Source organism: Thermomonospora echinospora, assembly GCF_900108175.1.
GTDB classification, from domain to species: Bacteria; Actinomycetota; Actinomycetes; order Streptosporangiales; family Streptosporangiaceae; genus Thermomonospora; species Thermomonospora echinospora.
In genome coordinates this window covers 269,101-287,066 of sequence record NZ_FNVO01000006.1, presented here as the reverse complement: position 1 = coordinate 287,066, position 17,966 = coordinate 269,101, and the positions used below count along the sequence as shown (strand labels likewise).

Below are 17,966 nucleotides of genomic sequence, written 5' to 3'. Positions count from 1 at the left end.
GGCTTTAAAGCATGCCCGAGTACATCTACACGATGCAGCGCGTGCGCAAGGCGCACGGCGACAAGGTGATCCTTGACGATGTCACCTTGAGCTTCCTGCCGGGAGCCAAGATCGGCGTCCTCGGCCCGAACGGGACCGGCAAGTCCACGCTGCTGCGGATGATGGCCGGTCTGGAGCAGCCGTCCAACGGCGACGCGCGGCTCATGCCCGGATACTCGGTGGGGATGCTCCAGCAGGAGCCGCCGCTCAACGAGAGCAAGACCGTCCTCGGCAACGTCGAGGAGGGCGTGGCCGAGACCAAGGCGCTGCTCGACCGGTTCAACGAGATCGCCGAGCAGATGGCGACCGACTACTCCGACGAGCTGATGGAGGAGATGGGCAAGCTGCAGGAGCAGCTCGACCATCGCAACGCCTGGGACCTCGACAGCCAGCTCGAGCAGGCGATGGACGCGCTGCGCTGCCCGCCCCCGGACGCCGACGTGACCAAGCTGTCCGGTGGTGAGCGCCGCCGCGTGGCGCTGTGCAAGCTGCTGCTGGAGGCGCCCGACCTGCTGCTGCTGGACGAGCCCACCAACCACCTGGACGCCGAGAGCGTGCAGTGGCTGGAGCAGTACCTGGAGAAGTACGAGGGCACCGTCCTGGCGGTCACCCACGACCGGTACTTCCTGGACAACGTGGCCACCTGGATCCTGGAGCTGGACCGCGGCCGCTGCTACCCGTACGAGGGCAACTACTCCACCTACCTGGAGAAGAAGGCCGACCGGCTCAAGGTCGAGGGCAACAAGGACGCCAAGCGCAAGAAGCGCCTGACCGAGGAGCTGGAGTGGGTCCGCTCCAACCCCAAGGCCCGGCAGACCAAGAGCAAGGCCCGGCTGCAGCGCTACGAGGAGATGGCCGCCGAGGCCGCCAAGACCCGCAAGCTGGACTTCGAGGAGATCCAGATCCCGCCGGGCCCGCGGCTGGGCAACACGGTGATCGTCGCCGAGAACCTCACCAAGGGCTTCGGCGACCGGCTGCTGATCGAGGACCTGTCGCTCAATCTGCCCCCCAACGGCATCGTCGGCGTGATCGGCCCCAACGGCGTCGGCAAGACCACGCTGTTCCGCATGATCGTGGGCGAGGAGACCCCCGACTCGGGCGCCCTGAAGGTCGGCGAGACGGTGCAGATCTCGTACGTGGACCAGTCCCGGGGCGGCATCGACCCTGAGCAGTCCGTCTGGCAGGTGGTCTCCGACGGCCTCGACCACATCAAGGTCGGCCAGGTCGAGATGCCCTCGCGGGCGTACGTGGCGGCCTTCGGCTTCAAGGGCCCCGACCAGCAGAAGCCGTCGGGCGTGCTGTCCGGCGGTGAGCGCAACCGGCTCAACCTGGCGCTGACCCTCAAGCAGGGCGGCAACGTGCTGCTGCTGGACGAGCCCACCAACGACCTGGACACCGAGACCCTGAGCTCGCTGGAGAACGCGCTGCTGGAGTTCCCCGGCTGCGCCGTGATCACCTCGCACGACCGGTGGTTCCTCGACCGCATCGCCACCCACATCCTGGCGTGGGAAGAGGGCTCCAACTGGTTCTGGTTCGAGGGCAACTTCGCCGACTACGAGAAGAACAAGATCGAGCGCCTGGGCGCCGAGGCGGCCCGCCCGCACCGCGTCACCCACCGCAAGTTGACCCGCAACTGACCCGCGTTCCGTACCGCCGTGGCCCACACCACGGCGGTACGGACCCCGTGTGCGCGCGGGCGGATCTCCAGAACGCCGCATGCCTGCCACGACGGGCCGACATAGCGAGGGGCCGGTCCGGCATCCGCCGTAACCGGCCTCTTCCCGCCGTGGCGGGTTCTGCTTGTCCGTATGGACGCTGGTGGCATCCAGCGCCCGGCGGGCGTCGGCACCTTCCGCATGTTCTGGTCGTCCAGGTGGATATCGGCAGTGGGCATGGTCGGCCGCCGGGCTCTTGCGGTGGTGAGATGGGGCTGCGTTGTGGGTTGTCCGTCGCCTGCGCCGGAGCCGTCGCGCTGGTCTCCATGACCTCAGAGAGGCCAATCCCACAATCCGGCGGGCTGGGAGAGCGGGACGGGCTGTCGCTACGATCGGCCTGATTCATGAGTGGCAGCCCGTTCCCGGGCGAGACCCCAGACCCCAGGCGAGGACATGGATACCGACACGCCTCCCGCCGAGTACCGGCATGTCTACGAGTTCAACATCCGGTTCGGTGACATCGACTCGCAGGGCCACGTGAACAACGTCAAGTTCCTCGGCTACCTGGAGGACGCCCGCCTGGAGATGTTCCATGGCGACCCGGTCCGCAAGGGCGAGGAGCCGGTGCGCGGCATGGTGATCGCCCGGCATGAGATCGACTACCGTCGTCCGCTGCTGCCCACCGTCTACCCGATCCGAGTGGAGACGTGGGTGACCGAGGCCCGCGCTGCCTCGTTCAAGCTGGCCTATGAGGTCCGCGACGACGAGCAGGTCTTCGCGACCGCCACCTCGACGCTGGTGGCCTTCGACGTGGAGCGCAACAGCCTGCGCCGTTTCACCCCGTACGAACGGGACTTCATCAAGCGCTACGTCCCCCCGTCCTGACCCGGCCTGTCGAGCGCGTCCAGAGGCGAGCGGTCTCTCCATCGCCTTGTGCGTGCCCATGAGTCCCGAAAGTGCGCTCAGCCGCGCACGTACGCTCCGCCGACCGCCGACCGCCGGTCTTGTGCATGCCCCGTGATTTCTGAAGGCCCCTGGTCGACTCGGTGGCATGCTGCTGATATATCCACATAGTGGACGTCTAGTATCAATATATGGTCAACGTGGAGGGTGGTCCGGACGGCCGGCGCTGGGTGGTGCTGGGTGTCGGGCTGGGGGCGATAGTCGCCGGATGCGTGTTCCAGTTCGGGCTGCCCTACCTGCTGCCCGTGCTACGGGCGGACGGGCTGTCTCTGGGGCAGGCGGGCATGCTGGTCGCCTGCCCGACGGCCGGGCTCATGGTCGCCCTCATCGCGTGGGGCGCCGCCGCCGACCGCTGGGGGGAGCGGCTGGTCCTCTCCCTCGGCCTGGGCGTCGCCGGCCTGGCCCTGCTGGCCGCGGCGGCGGTGGCGGGGCGTCCGCTGGCGCTGGGGGCCTGCCTGGTCGCCGCCGGTGCGGGCGGCGCCTCGGTGCACGCGGCCAGCGGCCGGCTGATCCTCGGCTGGTTCGGCGCACGTGAGCGCGGGCTGGCGATGGGCATCCGGCAGACCGCCCAGCCGCTCGGCATTGGCGTGGCTGCGCTGGCCCTGCCGCCGCTGGCGGTCGGCGGGCTGGCCGCCCCGCTGCTGGCCTCGGCGCTCTTCTGCCTGGTGATGGCCGCCGCTGTGGCGCTGTTCGTACGGGATCCGCGACGGACCGCACAGGAGTCGGCGCAAGGCGCCGGATCCCCCTATGCCACGCCGGTGCTGTGGCGGCTGCACGCGGCCAGCGCGCTGCTGGTCGTGCCGCAGTTCACGGTCGCCACGTTCGCCCTGGTCTTCCTGATCGACGAGCATGGCTGGGACGCGGCGACGGCCGGGCGGGTGCTGGCCGCCGTTCAGGTGGGCGGTGCGCTGGCGCGGATCGGCGCCGGGGTCTGGTCGGACCGGGCGGGCAGCAGGCTGCGGCCGTTCCGGCTGGTCGCCGCTGCCATCGCCGTGGTGATGGCGGCGCTGGCGGCCGGGGCCCTGACCGGGTCCGGGGTCGCCGTCGCGGTGCTGCTGGTGGCCGGAGTGATCACCGTGAGCCCCAACGGGCTGGCGTACACCGCCGTCGCCGAGTACGCCGGACGCGCCTGGGCCGGACGCGCGCTGGGCACGCAGAACACCGCGCAGAACGCGTTGGCGATGGCGACCCCGCCGCTGGTGGGCATGGTGGTCGGCGGGCCCGGCTACGGCGCGGCGTTCGCCATCGCCGTGGCGTTCTCGCTGGCCGCCGTCCCCCTGGTGCCCGTCCGAGGCGAGGGCCGAACGGTCACGGCGCGCACGGATCGCGGACGACGGACGCGCCTTCGCAGGACGGCATCTCCTCGTCCATGAGGACCCTGGTCTCCGGCGGCATTCCGGGCGCCCCGGACCGGTCGACGAACCCCACGTCGGTGCGGTGGTGGGGGCGGCCCCGATCCCCGAGGAGCGATGCGGGTGCATCCGGTGTCTCGGCGGCCGGGGCGCTGCGGGCGGCGGTCAGTCGGGGGAGTTGATCAGGCTGCGGGCGGCCATCTCCAGGTACTCCCAGAGCATTTGCTCCAGTTGCTCGGGCAGGTCCAGTTCGTCCAGCGCGTCCCGCATATGCCGCAGCCAGGCGTCCCGCTCGGCCGTCCCGATCGTGAACGGGACGTGACGCATACGCAGCCGGGGGTGCCCGCGCTGGATGCTGTAGGTGCGGGGGCCGCCCCAGTATTGGATGAGGAAGAGGCGCAGCCGCTCCTCGGCCGGGCCGAGGTCCTCCTCGGGGTACAGGGGGCGCAGCAGGGGGTCGTCGGCGACGCCCTGGTAGAAGCGGTGGACCAGGCGCCGGAAGGTCTCCTCGCCGCCGACCGCCTCATAGAAGGTCACTTCTTGGGCCATGATGCCCTCCACCCTATGTGAGCGGGATGACGGGTGGGTGAGTTCCGGGTCACGCCGGCCGGGTCACGCCGGTGGGGGAGTGGCGACGGTGACGCCCGCGTCGTCGAAGGAGCGCTTGACGCGCTCGCGCAGCTCGCGGGCGACCTCGCCCTGGCGGCCGGGGGCGGTCTTGACCACCAGGCGGACGACCACCGCCTCACCGGTCAGGCCCTGCACGCCCCACACCGACGGCTCCTCCAGGATGATCTCCTTCCAGGCGGGGTCGTCGGCCAGCCGGTCGGCGGTGGCCTTGAGGACCTCCTTGACCTTGGCGGTGTCCTCGCCGTAGTCGACCGGGATGTCCAGCACCGCCCGGGCCCAGTTCTGCGACTCGTTGCCGACCCGCATGATCTCGCCGTTGCGGATGTACCACACCACGCCGTTGACGTCGCGTATCCGGGTGACGCGCAGCGTGACCGCCTCCACGGTGCCCTTGGCGGGCCCCAGGTCGACCACGTCACCGACCCCGAACTGGTCCTCCAGCAGCATGAACAGGCCCGCCAGGAAGTCCTTGACGATGTTCTGGGCACCGAAGCCGACCGCGACGCCGATCACGCTGGCGCTGGCCAGGATGGGGGCCAGGTTCAGGCCCAGCTCGCCCAGCGCGCTGAACACCGCGGTGCCCATGATCACGATGGAGGCGATGCTGCGCAGCACCGAGCCGAGCGTCTTGGCGCGCTGCCGGCGCCGTTCGCTGAGTACGGCGTGGCTGCCGTCGAAGGCGGTGCGGGAGCGCTCGCGCAGCCGCTCGGGCATGGTGCCCTCGGCCATCCGGGCGGTGATCTTGGTGATCATCCCGTGCGCGAAGCGCCGCAGCAGCAGCGCGATGCTCAGCGTGAGGACGATGACGAACAGCCGGTTGGTCCACAGGTCCAGGTGGTAGTCCTTGACGAACTTGGTCGCGTCCGGGCTGTGGGTGATGTTCCAGAACAGCCGGCACGGCATGAGCGGTTTTTCCCCGCAGTACGTCTCCGGTCGCTCGTCGGTGTCGAACAGGGGAGCGGCCGCCCACAGGGCCGCGGAATCGAACAACGGAAGATCCTCCCGGGGCGGTGGTGTGTACACCACCATGGACCTGCGGCGGTACGAGCCGATGTTAGGGGAAGCCGACCGGCCGTCCGTACGCGCTCATGGTCATGTGACCCGCCGGACCGGGAAGGGTCTCCGGGGTGCTGCGAGCCCCGTGGGCGGAGGGGGGGCGAGGGATGCGCCGCCCCGGGAAGGGCCGCTCCACACCTCGGCTCACGTGTCGAACGTCACAGATCGACGTGAAGGGCGTATGTCCGTGAAAGGCCCTGACCGGGCCGGAGGCCGGTGGCCGTGTCCCGCGGACCGACGGCTGCCGCGCCGTTCCCCGCCGCGGCCGCGCGGGACACGACCGGCCTCAACTCCGGGAGCCGTGCGCCTCGTGCGGCAGCGGCTGCAGGACGTGCGCCAGCTTCGACGCGGCGCCTCCCGGATCGTCCACCCGATGCATGCGCTCTCCCCACGACCACCAGTAGTAGTGCTCGGGCGTGCCCGGGGCCGGAGCGCAGGTCACGTCCTCGGCCAGGCTGCCGGCCTCCGGGTTGACCACCCGCAGGAAGGTCGGCCCGGACCGGGTCTGCACCACTTTGGCCACCAGCCCTTGCGAGCCGACGGCCTGTCCGAGGTCCTCCAGACAGCCGACGCGGTAGTCGCTGGCCACCCCGTACCCCTCCCTCTGCATCCGGTGAGACTGCTGTGTGATCGACTGGATGCGCTTCGTCAACGAAACTGAGAATTGCAACTATCCCGGCGACCGGTCAAGCGGTACCAGGCTCGCCGGGGACGGGATTTCCCCTCCTTCGGGTTGGCTTCCTTCGCCCGCGGAGGAGAAATCTCCACCCGGGTGGTCGATGCCCGCACCCGTCCGCTCCCGTTTTCTGCGAATGGGTTGGCCTGCCCCGATCCGGGAGTTACGCTGCGTGCGCGAGAGGTAATCAGTTGTGGCCAGATGGTCAGCTTTCGCCCGGAATGGGTGCCGGACCACAGGGTCGGACCGGTCTCATACCGGGTGTGCGGACCGGGAGCGGCACGGGCGCCGCTTCGAGGGCAGGAAGGCCGGAGCAATGCCGGAACCCCCCGGGGACGCCCCGAGAAAAGAGACGGACATCGCCCGCCGGGTCCGTGCGCACGGCCTCGCCCGGGGACGCACTCCGGTGGAGATCGCCGCCGACATTCACGAGCAGTGCGGCCCGCTGTTCGGCACGACCCGGATCAAGTCGCATCGGCTGGCCCACGGGGTGGCGCTGTCGGACATCGTCGCCCAGGTCCGCGCACTGCACGAGATCGACGGCAAACCCCAGCCCAAGCTGGGCGAGACACTGCTGTCGGCCTACGAGAGCGGCTACAAGCGCCCGGGACCGGCCTACCTGCACTACCTGTGCGCCGTCTACCGGGTGGAGCCGGCCGAGCTCGGCTTCGAGGGCCCCTGCATCTGCGGGCACGGCCACACGCTGCGCGCGGTGTCCGCCTGCCGGGCACCGGCCCGGTCGCCCATGCCGCCGGCCGATCGCCGCGCCGCCGCCTCCCGCCCCCTGGACGAGCCCGACGCCCTGGTCGGGCACGTGGTCGTACCGCTGCCGGACGACCGTCATTGGATCACCGTCGGCGACAGCCGGGGCCCGGACCGCGCCGGCGGCCCCCTGTCCGCGGACGTCGGAGAGGAGGACGTGGTGCTTCGCAGGACCCTCTTGCAACTGCTGGCCGGCGCGGGCGTGGCGCTCGACGGCGAGTTCCTCGGAGCCGTGGACCACCTGCGTCGGAGGATGGACGACACGCTGGTCAACGCCACGGTGTCGCCCACCATGCTGGACCAGTGGGAGGAGACCACCCTCGGCTACGGCCGGCTCTACCAGGCCACTCCCTCGCTGCGCATGCTGTGCGACGTGCTGCTGGACTTCAGCGAGGTGCGCCGGATGTGCGACCAGCGGCAGCCGGTGGAACTGCAGGAACGGCTGTGCCGGATCGCTGCCCAGCTGGCCGGGCTGTCCGGCCTGATCATGATCAATCTGGGCGACCACCGGCTGGCCCGCTCGTTCTTCCGCACCGCCAGCACCGCCGCCGACGAGACCGGGGACCGGGCGCTGCGCGCCTGGGTGACGGTGCGCGAGGCGCTGGTGCCGATGTACTACGGCGACCCGCGCGAGGCGCTGCACCTGGCCCGCAAGGCCCAGGACCTGGCCGGCCGGACGCCCAGCGTGGCGGCGGCGATGGCGCCCGCGGTGGAGGCGCGCGCGCTGGGGCTGCTGGCGATGCGGGGGCGGTCGGACGCCGCGCCCAGCGCCCGCCGGGCGCTGGTGCGCGGCAGGTCGGTCTTCGACCAGTTGCCCAAGGCGCACACCAGCGATCTGGCCTTTGGTTTCACCGAACGGCAGATGGCCTTCTACGAGGGCGACACCTTCACCAACCTCGGCGACCACAAGGCCGGTGACGAGGTGCTGAGCCGTGCCCTCACGCTGTACGCCCCCACCGACTGGGTCGACCTGACCCTGGTACGGCTGGACCGGGCCGCCTGCCGGCTGCACGCCGGGCATCCGGATGCGGCGCTGGACGTCGCGCAGGAGGCGATCCTGGAGCTGTCGGAGGACCACCGTTCCGACATCCTGGTGCACCGGGCCCGCCAGCTCGGCGCCGCCGTGGTGGCCCGACACGGCGAGATCGAACGGATCAAGAGCTTCCGCGAGGCGCTGTCGGGCCCCTCGGTGAGCAGTCCGGCCGCCCCGCGGCCCAGGCCCGCGCAGCAGGCCTGAGATGGTCCCCTCGGGCGGGGACGCCGGCACGTTCCTGCGGTCCCACCGGGAGCCGCCCCGCTGGGAGTACCGCGACCTGCTGATCCGCCGCTACACCGCGGCCGACCACGCCGCCGTCATGGACCTGCACCGTCAGGGCCTGGCCCAGGTCGGGCTGCGGCCCGGCGACGGCGTCTACTACGAGCACGACCTGTTCCAGATCGAGGACGTCTACCTGCGCCGGGGCGGCGAGTTCGTGGTCGGCGAGCGGCACGGCGAGCTCGTCGCGATGGGCGGGCTGCGCCGGGCCGACATCATCCCCACCGGGGTCACCCGGGCGCACGGCGGGTACGCGGTGGGGCTGCCGCCGCGGACCGACACGGCCGAGATGGTACGGCTGCGCGTGCACGCGCGGGCGTGGCGCCGCGGCTACGGCTCGGCGATCGTACGGGCGCTGGAGGAGCGCGCCGCCGAACTCGGCTACCGGACACTGCACTGTGACACCACCGACCGGCAGGTCGCCGCGATGGAGCTCTACCGCGGGTTCGGCTGGCGGGAGACCCGGCGGGAGGTCATCGGCGGGCTCGTGAACGTCTACTTCGAGAAGGTCCTGCCCTGAAGCACCGGGTCGTGGCGGACCCCGCACCGGCGGCGCGGCCCGGTGCGGGGCCCACCACGACCCGGACCCCTCCCCGCCGTGGCGGGATCCTGCCCGCCCGGAGGGGCGCTCAGCCCAGCCGCCCGCCCGCGAACTGCATCAGCGGCAGGCGGCGATGCCTGATCTGGCGGTATCCGCGCTCTTCGAGGGCCCGGACGATCTCCTTGTCGCCGAACATGGCGACCCCGGTGATCCGGCCCGCCAGCTCGCTGCCGCGCCCGACCAGGGGCGCCGCCGGGCGCCGGGAGGTGAGGATCGCCAGCCTGCCGCCCGGCCTGAGCACCCGGGTCATACCGTCCAGCGCCGCCCACGGGTCCTTGAACAGGTAGAGCCCGCCGAAGCAGCACACCGCGTCGAACACCCCGTCCCGGAACGGCAGGTCCCCTGCGTTCCCGCGGACGTAGCCGACCGTGCCGGGGACGGGCTCGGCCACGGCGCGGGCCAGCATGGTGGCCGACGCGTCCAGCCCGACCACCAGCCCGCCCGGCCCGACCCCCTCGGCCAGCGCGCGGGTCACGTTGCCCGGCCCGCACGCCACGTCCAGCACGGTCATGTCCGGCTTGCGCGGGTCGGCGGGCCGTCCGAGGGCCAGCCAGGAGCGCGCCAGCGCGTTCTCCTCGGCGGTGTCGGGCCCGGCCGGCCAGCCCTTGGCCAGGTTGAAGCCGATCGGCCGCCACAGCCGCTCGTAGATCTGCGGCAGGAAGGTCGACTGCATGACCCGCTGGGCGGGCGTCGGGGCGGGCTCGCCGCCGGGGCCGAGCAGGTCCAGGTAGCCCGCGGAGGCGTCCGGCTCGGCGGGCGGGGAGGCGAGCAGCTTCACGATCCGTTCGTGTACGCCGTGCGGTTGTACGGCCGTCGTGCTCATCTCCTTATTGGATCACTGCGTTCGCCGCAGGACGCAGGCGTTCGGCACCGAAAGTGATGTAGCTCTCACCGTGCCCGTTCGTCGTCGAGCCGCAGTCCGGTGTGCGCGGCCAGGAACGCCATGGTGTCGGCCGACAGCTCCACCGACCGGCTCACCGCCCGCCCCGCGTGTCCGACCTCGGCCTCGTTGCGCAGCAGCACCGGCGCGGACGAGGCCGTGGCGTGCTGCATCGCGGCGCACATCTTGCGGGCGTGCAGCGGATCGACCCGGGTGTCGCCGTCGAACACCGTGAACAGCGTCGCCGGGTACGCCACGCCCTCGCGCACGTGGTGGTACGGCGAGTAGGCCAGCAGCCACTCCAGCTCCTCGGGGATCTCGGCGGAGCCGTACTCGTCGTTCCAGGTCTGGCCGAGTCCGAACCTCTCGTAGCGCACCATGTCCAGCAGCGGCGCCGAGCAGACGGCCGCCGCGTACAGGTCGGGCCGCTGGGTGATCGCCGCGCCGACCAGCAGCCCGCCGTTGGACCCGCCGGAGATGCCCAGCCGCTCGGGAGTGGTCCAGCCGTCGGCGACCAGCTTCTCGGCGGCGGCGTGGCAGTCGTCGAAGACGTTCTGCTTGCGCTCGCGCATCCCGGCGCGGTGCCACTCCTCGCCCTCCTCCGAGCCGCCGCGCAGATTGGCGATGGCGTAGACGCCGCCCGCCTCCGCCCAGGCCAGCACCCCCGCCGAGTAGGCGGGGGTGAGCGGGACATTGAAGCCGCCGTAGCCGTACAGGATCGTCGGGCGGGGGCCCTCGACGCCGGGTCGCGCGATCACCAGCATCCGCACCGCGGTGCCGTCGTAGGACTCGTAGGTGATCTGCCGGGTCTCGACCTCGGGCACGTCCACCGTGCCGGGGGCGGCGGCCCACAGCGAGGTCCGGCCGGTCAGCGCGTCGTAGCGCCGCACGGACACCGGGGTCGTGTTGTCGGTGTAGGTGAACCAGACCTCGTGGCCGCCCTCCGGCCGTTCGACCAGCCCGCCGATCGAGCCCAGGCCCGGGGTGGGCACCTGCCCGATCCGCTCGCCGGTGGCCAGGTCATGGACGGTGATCTCGCTGATCGCGTGCCGGGTCCAGCCCGCCAACAGCAGGGGGCGCTCCAGTTCGGGCCCGTCCAGGACGGCGTAGTCGGCCAGCACCGCCTCGGCGTCTTCGGGGAGGAGCTCCCGCCAGGAGCCGTAGGCCGGGTCGGTCGGGTCGGCCACGCACAGCCGGCCGCGCGGCGCGTCCCGGTCGGTGAAGACGTAGGCGCGGCCGTCCCGGCCCACGTGCACGCTGGTGTAGGCGTCGACCCCGACCTGGACGGGGGTGAGCGCGGGCTCGTGCGGAGCGGCGGCCGACAGGTCGGCGATCCACACGTCCGAACGGGGGGCGGTGCCCTGCGAGGCCGACACGGTCAGCCAGCGGCCGTCCCGGCTGACGCCCACCCCGTAGTAGTTGGTCTTGTCCAGGCCCTCGCCGAAGACCAGCACGTCGTCGGTCTCCGGGTCGGTGCCCACCCGGTGCAGGTAGACCCGCCGGTGGTACTGGTCCTCGCCCTCGGGCACCCGGTCGGCCGGCAGCCGCCGGACGTAGTAGTACGCCGAGGGCTCGTCCGCGCGGGCGGGCAGCCAGGCGATCGGCGAGTAGCGGGCCCGTTCGATCGGCCCTTCGACGCGCTCGCCGGTGGCCACGTCCATCACGTGCAGCAGCGACTCCTCGTCGCCGCCGTGCGAGAGCATGTACGCCAGCAGCCGCCCCTCCTTGTCCGGCGCCCAGGAGTCGAGCGTCGTGACACCGGAGGGGTCGATCTCCATCGGGTCGATCAGCGCGCGTTCGGTCCCGTCCGGATCCACCGTGTACAGCACGGCGTGCTCCTGCTCGGCGGTGCGGCGGGAGAAGAACCGCCGCCCGCCGCGCCAGACCGGCGGGCCCACGCTGCCGGCCCGCAGCAGCCCGGCGATGCGGTCGCGCAGCCGCGCACGGCCCGGCAGGTCGTCCACCAGCGCGTGGAACAGCTCGTCCTGCCCGGCCAGCCACTTCTTGGTCTCGACCGAACCCGGATCCTCCAGCCAGCGGTAGGGATCGGCGATCCGGTGACCGTGCAGCTCGTCGACGATGTCCTGGCGCGGCGCGGGCGGGTATGGCGGACGGCTCATGACTCGAACCCTATGCGCCCTCCGCGCGGGCCGGAGCGGCCAGGGGAGGGTTCGGCCGGCGCCGGGCGGGCCGTCGGGGCAGCCCGCCGCGCCGTGCCATGACGAGTTCAAACCGTCGCCGCGACGGGAAATTTATGGGTAGCGGGAAAGGCGGCTCAGCAGTCACACTGATTTCAGCTCGATCGCCCTGGGGAGGCCCACATGACGGGTGCGCAGGTGCTCGAATCCATACTCGAGCCTCGGCGTAGGAAACGCGGGAGCGGATACGCCGAGGCGACCGGAGTGCACGAGCCGGCAGGGGACGTGTGATGCGCCAAGTCCTCCTGTTGAACGCGTCCTATGAGCCGCTCACCACGCTCCCGCTGCGGCGTGCGGTGTGCCTGGTCCTCCGCGACAAGGCCGAGATCGTCCACCATGACTCCACCGGGGCGGTGCTGCACTCGGCCTCCATGGTGATCGAGGTCCCGTCCGTGATCCGCCTGCGCCGCTACGTGCGCATCCCCTTCCGTACCCGCGTGCCGCTGACCAGGGCCGCGCTGATGCGGCGCGACAATTTCCGGTGCGCCTACTGCGGCCACCGCGCCGAGACCATCGACCACGTGATCCCGCGCAGCCGCGGCGGCAAGCACGTCTGGGAGAACTGCGTCGCCTCCTGCGGCCCCTGCAATCACCGCAAGGCCGATCGGCTGCTGGAGGAGCTGGGCTGGGCGCTGAACGTGACGCCGGTGGTGCCGCGCGGGGCGCACTGGCGGCTGATCGGCGTCCCGGGCGGCGACCCGCAGTGGGCGCCGTACATGGCCCAGTCCGCCGCCTGACCGCCTGACCGCCCGGCCGCGCCGCCCGCTCGGACTGGGCGAACGGCGCGGTCGGCTCTTATCCTGGTGGCGTGCCACGTTATGACTTCCGCTGCCGTGCCTGCGGGTCCACCTTCGAGGTGTCCCGCCCCATGAGCGAGGCCTCCGCGCCCGCCTCCTGCCCGGCCGGTCACGACGACACGGTCAAGCTGCTGTCCACGGTCGCCGTCACCGGCCGCGGCGCAGGCTCCGCCCCATCGGCTCCGCCCGCCCCCTCCGGCGGCGGTGGGTGCTGTGGCGGCGGCTGCTGCGGCTGACCGCCCCCCAATACGGCGTGCCGACGGCACGCCCGAACTGATCGAGAAACCCGCACGCGTCACCGCCGCCGGCGAGCCGCCCGGCTCGTCGGCGAGGACATGGGCGCGGCCGGGGAGCGGCCGGGCGGCTCGGGGCGGCTGAGCGCGGGGCCGGGATCTTGACGGGCGGGGGAAGCTGAGATTTTCTCGCGTTCATGATCTCCCGCCCCCCGTTCCGCGGCCGGCGAAGGCCGCCCGGCCGCGCCGCCGCCCTGGCCGCCATCGCGCTGGCGGCCGCCGTCGCCCTCCCGGCCGCCCAGGCCGGAAGTGCCGCCGCCCGGGCCGTCGAGCCCAGGCTGAACCAGATCCAGGTCATCGGGACCCACAACAGCTACCACATCGAGCCGGGCCCCGCGGAGTTCGGGCTGATGTCCACCGTCGCCGGGGCCCAGGCCGGCGGGCTGCAGTACAGCCACCCGCCGCTCGGCCAGCAGTTCGCCGGCCAGCACGTCCGGCAGATCGAACTCGACCTGTACGCCGACCCGGACGGCGGCCGCTACGCCCGCCCGGCGATCCGGCGGCTCACCGGCCAGCCGCCCGAGTACGACCCGCGGATGAGGGAGCCGGGCACCAAGGTCCTGCACGTGGCCGGGCTCGACTACCGCAGCAACTGCCTCGCGCTGACCGACTGCCTGGCCGCCGTGCGCGACTGGTCGCGCGGCAATCCGGGGCACGTGCCCGTGGCGATCCTGCTGGAGTTCAAGGACACCCTGGACCTGCCGGTCCCGGGCGGCGTGTCGATTCCGCTGGTCACCTGGACCCGGGAACGCATGCTGGGCGTGGAGGAGGAGATCCGCTCGGTCTTCGCGCCCGCCGACCTGATCACCCCGGACACCGTGCGCAGGCCCGGCCGCACCCTTGAGCAGTCGGTGCTGGAAGGCGGCTGGCCCACCCTGTCCGCCGCGCGGGGGAAGGTCATGTTCCTGATGGACAACACCGGGGTCCACCGGGACCGCTACGTCACCGGCAATCCCGGCCTCGAAGGGCGGACCCTGTTCACCAGTTCCGAGCCCGGCCGTCCCGACGCCGCGTTCATCAAGCGCAACGACCCGGCGCCCGGCATCCGCGACCTGGTCGCCAGGGGCTACCTCGTACGGACCCGCGCCGACGCCGACACCGCCCAGGCGCGCAGCGGCGACACCACGACGCGCGACACCGCCCTGGCCACCGGCGCCCAGTGGGTCAGCACCGACTATCCCGTGCCGGGCCTGGCCGCCCGCTTCGGCACCGGCTACTACGCGGCCCTGCCCGGCTTCGTCCCCGTCCGCTGCAATCCCGTCAACGCCCCGGCCGGCTGCGCGGTCACCGAACCCTGACAACACCTGGGCGTGCTGCGCCGGCAATGCCGGGACGTGACGTTCGAGATGCGACGTGCCGCAACGCGACGCGCCGCCGTGGGGGCACGGCGGCGCGTCGGCGGGTGGTGCGGTGGGGGCGGGCGTGTCAGTTGCCGGCGAGCTGGCTGATGTCGCGGGCGGCGCCGGTGGAGGCCGAGGTGGCCATCGCGGCGTACGCCTGCAGCGCGGCGCTGACCGGGCGCTGCCGGTCGCGCGGCCGGTAGCGGCCCAGCTCGGCCAGCAGCCGCTCGCGGCGGGCGGCCAGCTCGTCGGCCGCGACGTCCAGCTCCAGGGAGCGGCGGGGGATGTCGATGACGATCCGGTCGCCGTTCTCCACCAGCGCGATCATGCCGCCGGCGGCCGCCTCGGGGGAGGCGTGGCCGATGGACAGTCCGGAGGTGCCGCCGGAGAACCGGCCGTCGGTGATCAGCGCGCAGGCCTTGCCGAGGCCGCGGCCCTTCAGGAACGAGGTCGGGTAGAGCATCTCCTGCATGCCCGGCCCGCCCTTGGGCCCCTCGTAGCGGATGACGACGACGTCGCCCTCCTTGACCTTGCCGCCGAGGATGCCCTCGACCGCGTCGTCCTGGCTCTCGAAGACCACCGCCGGGCCGGCGAAGGTCCACAGCTCCTCCTCGACGCCGGCGGTCTTCACGATGGCGCCCTCGGGGGCGATGTTGCCGTACAGGACGGCCAGGCCGCCGTCGGCGGTGTAGGCGTGCTCGACGTCGCGGATGCAGCCCTGCTCGCGGTCGAGGTCGAGGTCCTCCCACCGGGAGGACTGGCTGTAGGCGCGGGTGGTGCGGACCCCGCCGGGCGCGGCGTGCCACAGTTCCTTCGACTCGGGCGTGGCGTCGGGGGAGCGGACGTCCCAGGAGGTGAGGAACTCGCCCAGGGTGGCCGAGTGGATGGTGTGCACGTCCCGGTTGAGCAGGCCCGCCCGGTCCAGCTCGCCCAGCAGGGCGGGGATGCCGCCGGCGCGGTGAACGTCCTCGACGTGGTACTTGGCGGTGGCCGGGGCGACCTTGCAGATGCACGGCACCCGGCGCGACAGCTCGTCGATCTCCTTGAGGCCGAAGTCCACGCCCGCCTCGGTGGCGGCGGCCAGCAGGTGCAGGATCGTGTTGGTGGAGCCGCCCATCGCCACGTCCAGCGCCATCGCGTTCTCGAACGCGTCACGGGTGGCGATGTTGAGCGGCAGCACCGAGTCGTCGTCGTTCTCGTAGTACCGCTGGGCGATCTCGACGACCCGCCGACCGGCGTCCTGGAACAGCTTCTTGCGGGCGGTGTGGGTGGCCAGGATGGTGCCGTTGCCGGGCAGCGACAGCCCGATCGCCTCGGTCAGGCAGTTCATCGAGTTGGCGGTGAACATGCCCGAGCAGGACCCGCAGGTCGGGCAGGCGTTCTCCTCCATCTCGGCCAGGGTCTCCGCCGAGACGCTCTGGTCGGCGGCGGCGATCATCGGGTCGATCAGGTCCAGCTTGTGCCCGGTCCCGGTGATCGGCTTGCCGGCCTCCATCGGCCCGCCGGAGACGAACACGGTGGGGATGTTGAGCCGCAGCGCCGCCAGCAGCATCCCCGGGGTGATCTTGTCGCAGTTGGACACGCAGATCAGCGCGTCGGCCCGGTGCGCCTGCACCATGTACTCGACCGCGTCGGCGATCAGCTCGCGGGACGGCAGCGAGTACAGCATGCCGTCGTGGCCCATCGCGATGCCGTCGTCGACGGCGATGGTGTTGAACTCGCGCGGCACCCCGCCGGCCTCACGCACCGCCTCGGCCACCACGTCGCCGACCTCGCGCAGGTGGACGTGGCCGGGCACGAACTGGGTGAAGCTGTTGGCCACCGCGACGATCGGCTTGCCGAAGTCCTCCCGCGCCACTCCGGTGGCGCGCAGCAGGGCGCGTGCGCCCGCCATGTTCCTGCCGTGCGTGACGGTACGTGACCTGAGCGGTGGCATGGGGACCTCTCCCAAACTTCGTCGAACGGTGCCAACGATCGTATGACCCGTGTGTCCATGATCGAACGACCGGGCCGACCGGGCCTGGGGAAATGCATCAGCGGCGGATCGCGGCGCTGGCGCCGGCCCACAGAGGTCGCGTGCGGCCGGTGTACGTCCCTCAGATGCTACCCGCCGCGCCACCCGCACGCCCCGCACGGGGCGTGCGGGTGGCGCGGCGCCAGGGGTGGCGCGGCGCCAGGGGTGGCGCGGCGCCAGGGGTGGCGCGGCGCCAGGGGTGGCGCGCTGTCAGGTGGCGCACCGGGGCGTGCCGCCTGAGCGCTCCGGCGGGGCGGGTCAGTTGTCGGTGGGGTACTTGGGGGGCAGGGCGGCCTCGGCGGCCTGGAAGATGCGCTGGACGTCGGCCTCGGTCAGGATCTTGGGGCGGCGGCGCAGGTAGGCGCGGGCACGGTTGCCGGCGTAGACGTCGACGTCGCGGACCCGCATGACCTTCCAGGGGATGGACGGGCCGTAGATGGCCACCGAGGGCTGCACCGGGACCTCGAAGCCCACCTCGGCGGTGAGCTTCTTGCTGGCCTGCCGGGCCTCCCAGCGGGCCTCGTCCAGCCGGTCCTTCTTGTTGAACGGGCCGTGGAACAGTTTGCGGTGCGACAGCGTGCGCACCGGCAGCCGGCGGTCCCACTTCTCGGAGTCGATGGCGTACACGCCGCTGGGGCCCACCACCAGGTGGTCGATCTTGCCGTCGCTGACGCCCTCGTCGTCGCGCGGCACGGCGCGGGCGTGCAGGATGCGGTAGCCGTTCTTGGCCAGCGAGCGCAGCTGGCGTTCGGTGCGCCGCTCGGCGGCCGAGGACTTCTGCCAGGCCACCACGGTGGAACTGGTACGGGAGCGGCGGTAGGTGTCGGCGGCCAGTAGCAGCGCCGCCACCAGGACGCCGGCCTTCAGGCTGAACATCAGCGTCACCACGAGCCCGACGAGGAGGGCCACACCGACCCGCGGGACCCACTGCCGGACCCGTGGATCGTTCCGCAGGTCACGTGCGGACCGGGGCGGTCGCGGCTTGCCCGGCGGCTTGCCCGGCGACGTGCCGGGCGACCCGCCCGGCGCTCCACCCGGCGGACGCGGGATCCAGCGCCGGAGCCGCGGATCGTTCAGCAGGTCACGCGGGGACCGGGACGGCCGCGGCTTCGAGCCGCGGAGGGTCTGTTCGCTGGGGTGGCCCTGGCCGGTCTCGCCCCGCTTCGTGGTCGCCATTGTGACGCTCCGTGTTCCTTCCGAACGGGAGGCATGATCCTCTGCGCGCAGAGTAACGATCTCGCTGTCGGGCGACTAGTGATGCCTCGTTCATAGTTTTGTCGCCTGATCTGGACGGTTGACACCTTGCGCAGGTGGGTAGATTGTTGTTCACCCCCTTCTGAGGCCGTACATCCTTAACGACATTTTTGGCCCTGGGCGGTGCCGCGTCTACTGTTC

15 protein-coding genes are annotated in these 17,966 nt (G+C 72.0%); 8 read left to right on the top strand and 7 right to left on the bottom strand.

Annotated elements, in window-relative coordinates; translation table 11 throughout:
* The first annotated feature begins 11 nt into the window (after positions 1-11).
* The 3 genes from ettA to C4U03_RS16965 all read left to right on the top strand — a co-directional run bounded on the left by ettA (position 12) and on the right by C4U03_RS16965 (position 4,030).
* Positions 12-1,676 carry an energy-dependent translational throttle protein EttA gene (ettA, locus tag C4U03_RS16975; RefSeq protein WP_103938750.1) on the top strand — a complete coding sequence of 555 codons (1,665 nt, stop codon included), beginning with the start codon at positions 12-14 and terminating at the stop codon, positions 1,674-1,676.
* A gap of 471 nt (positions 1,677-2,147) precedes the next feature.
* Positions 2,148-2,579 (top strand): acyl-CoA thioesterase, encoded by a 432-nt coding sequence (locus C4U03_RS16970; protein WP_103938749.1) that lies wholly within the window; start codon positions 2,148-2,150, stop codon positions 2,577-2,579.
* A 209-nt stretch (positions 2,580-2,788) separates the two neighbouring features.
* Positions 2,789-4,030 carry an MFS transporter gene (locus C4U03_RS16965; protein WP_103938748.1) on the top strand — a complete coding sequence of 414 codons (1,242 nt, stop codon included), beginning with the start codon at positions 2,789-2,791 and terminating at the stop codon, positions 4,028-4,030.
* Positions 4,031-4,174: 144 nt separating this feature from the next.
* Here the strand turns inward: C4U03_RS16965 and C4U03_RS16960 are convergent, their stop codons facing one another.
* The 3 genes from C4U03_RS16960 to C4U03_RS16950 form a co-directional block, all read right to left on the bottom strand.
* Positions 4,175-4,558 carry a globin gene (locus C4U03_RS16960; protein WP_200827285.1) on the bottom strand — a complete coding sequence of 128 codons (384 nt, stop codon included), beginning with the start codon at positions 4,556-4,558 and terminating at the stop codon, positions 4,175-4,177.
* A gap of 63 nt (positions 4,559-4,621) precedes the next feature.
* Positions 4,622-5,629, bottom strand: a complete 1,008-nt coding sequence (locus C4U03_RS16955; RefSeq protein WP_103938746.1) for a mechanosensitive ion channel family protein — start codon at positions 5,627-5,629, stop codon at positions 4,622-4,624.
* A 352-nt stretch (positions 5,630-5,981) separates the two neighbouring features.
* The gene (locus C4U03_RS16950; RefSeq protein WP_235017917.1) at positions 5,982-6,305 is read right to left on the bottom strand and encodes a hypothetical protein; all 324 of its coding nucleotides are present in this window, start codon (positions 6,303-6,305) and stop codon (positions 5,982-5,984) included.
* A gap of 382 nt (positions 6,306-6,687) precedes the next feature.
* Here C4U03_RS16950 and C4U03_RS16945 point away from each other — a divergent pair, with 382 nt between their 5' ends.
* Positions 6,688-8,370 carry a hypothetical protein gene (locus tag C4U03_RS16945; RefSeq protein WP_103938744.1) on the top strand — a complete coding sequence of 561 codons (1,683 nt, stop codon included), beginning with the start codon at positions 6,688-6,690 and terminating at the stop codon, positions 8,368-8,370.
* A 1-nt stretch (position 8,371) separates the two neighbouring features.
* Entirely contained in the window at positions 8,372-8,968 is a 597-nt protein-coding gene (locus tag C4U03_RS16940) for a GNAT family N-acetyltransferase (protein ID WP_103938743.1), read from the top strand.
* A 109-nt stretch (positions 8,969-9,077) separates the two neighbouring features.
* On the opposite strand, the gene C4U03_RS16935 is transcribed toward C4U03_RS16940, so the two are convergent.
* Positions 9,078-9,872: a class I SAM-dependent methyltransferase gene (locus tag C4U03_RS16935; RefSeq protein ID WP_200827284.1), complete on the bottom strand. Its 795-nt coding sequence runs from the start codon at positions 9,870-9,872 to the stop codon at positions 9,078-9,080.
* A gap of 65 nt (positions 9,873-9,937) precedes the next feature.
* Positions 9,938-12,049 (bottom strand): prolyl oligopeptidase family serine peptidase, encoded by a 2,112-nt coding sequence (locus C4U03_RS16930; RefSeq protein ID WP_103938742.1) that lies wholly within the window; start codon positions 12,047-12,049, stop codon positions 9,938-9,940.
* 308 nt (positions 12,050-12,357) lie between these two features.
* On the opposite strand from C4U03_RS16930, the gene C4U03_RS16925 reads away from it, so the two are divergent.
* The 3 genes from C4U03_RS16925 to C4U03_RS16915 all read left to right on the top strand — a co-directional run bounded on the left by C4U03_RS16925 (position 12,358) and on the right by C4U03_RS16915 (position 14,515).
* Entirely contained in the window at positions 12,358-12,864 is a 507-nt protein-coding gene (locus C4U03_RS16925; RefSeq protein WP_103938741.1) for an HNH endonuclease, read from the top strand.
* Between the two features lie 71 nt (positions 12,865-12,935).
* Positions 12,936-13,160 (top strand): FmdB family zinc ribbon protein, encoded by a 225-nt coding sequence (locus C4U03_RS16920; protein ID WP_103938740.1) that lies wholly within the window; start codon positions 12,936-12,938, stop codon positions 13,158-13,160.
* Between the two features lie 194 nt (positions 13,161-13,354).
* Complete coding sequence (locus C4U03_RS16915; RefSeq protein WP_103938739.1) at positions 13,355-14,515, top strand: phosphatidylinositol-specific phospholipase C1-like protein; 1,161 nt, start codon at positions 13,355-13,357, stop codon at positions 14,513-14,515.
* A 127-nt stretch (positions 14,516-14,642) separates the two neighbouring features.
* On the opposite strand, the gene ilvD is transcribed toward C4U03_RS16915, so the two are convergent.
* A complete protein-coding gene (gene ilvD / locus C4U03_RS16910) occupies positions 14,643-16,493 on the bottom strand; it encodes a dihydroxy-acid dehydratase (RefSeq protein ID WP_103938738.1) in 1,851 nt (616 codons plus the stop codon).
* A 336-nt stretch (positions 16,494-16,829) separates the two neighbouring features.
* A complete protein-coding gene (locus C4U03_RS16905) occupies positions 16,830-17,747 on the bottom strand; it encodes a nuclease-related domain-containing protein (protein ID WP_103938737.1) in 918 nt (305 codons plus the stop codon).
* Positions 17,748-17,966: the final 219 nt, after the last annotated feature.

What these genes read in the sequence shown, in the direction of transcription:
- ettA (WP_103938750.1), top strand. Translation starts at nt 12, where the DNA reads ATGCCCGAGTACATCTACACGATGCAGCGCGTGCGCAAGGCGCACGGC.
- C4U03_RS16970 (WP_103938749.1), top strand. Translation starts at nt 2,148, where the DNA reads ATGGATACCGACACGCCTCCCGCCGAGTACCGGCATGTCTACGAGTTC.
- C4U03_RS16965 (WP_103938748.1), top strand. Translation starts at nt 2,789, where the DNA reads ATGGTCAACGTGGAGGGTGGTCCGGACGGCCGGCGCTGGGTGGTGCTG.
- C4U03_RS16960 (WP_200827285.1), bottom strand. Translation starts at nt 4,558, where the DNA reads ATGGCCCAAGAAGTGACCTTCTATGAGGCGGTCGGCGGCGAGGAGACC.
- C4U03_RS16950 (WP_235017917.1), bottom strand. Translation starts at nt 6,305, where the DNA reads ATGCAGAGGGAGGGGTACGGGGTGGCCAGCGACTACCGCGTCGGCTGT.
- C4U03_RS16945 (WP_103938744.1), top strand. Translation starts at nt 6,688, where the DNA reads ATGCCGGAACCCCCCGGGGACGCCCCGAGAAAAGAGACGGACATCGCC.
- C4U03_RS16940 (WP_103938743.1), top strand. Translation starts at nt 8,372, where the DNA reads ATGGTCCCCTCGGGCGGGGACGCCGGCACGTTCCTGCGGTCCCACCGG.
- C4U03_RS16935 (WP_200827284.1), bottom strand. Translation starts at nt 9,872, where the DNA reads ATGAGCACGACGGCCGTACAACCGCACGGCGTACACGAACGGATCGTG.
- C4U03_RS16930 (WP_103938742.1), bottom strand. Translation starts at nt 12,049, where the DNA reads ATGAGCCGTCCGCCATACCCGCCCGCGCCGCGCCAGGACATCGTCGAC.
- C4U03_RS16925 (WP_103938741.1), top strand. Translation starts at nt 12,358, where the DNA reads ATGCGCCAAGTCCTCCTGTTGAACGCGTCCTATGAGCCGCTCACCACG.
- C4U03_RS16915 (WP_103938739.1), top strand. Translation starts at nt 13,355, where the DNA reads ATGATCTCCCGCCCCCCGTTCCGCGGCCGGCGAAGGCCGCCCGGCCGC.
- ilvD (WP_103938738.1), bottom strand. Translation starts at nt 16,493, where the DNA reads ATGCCACCGCTCAGGTCACGTACCGTCACGCACGGCAGGAACATGGCG.
- C4U03_RS16905 (WP_103938737.1), bottom strand. Translation starts at nt 17,747, where the DNA reads ATGGCGACCACGAAGCGGGGCGAGACCGGCCAGGGCCACCCCAGCGAA.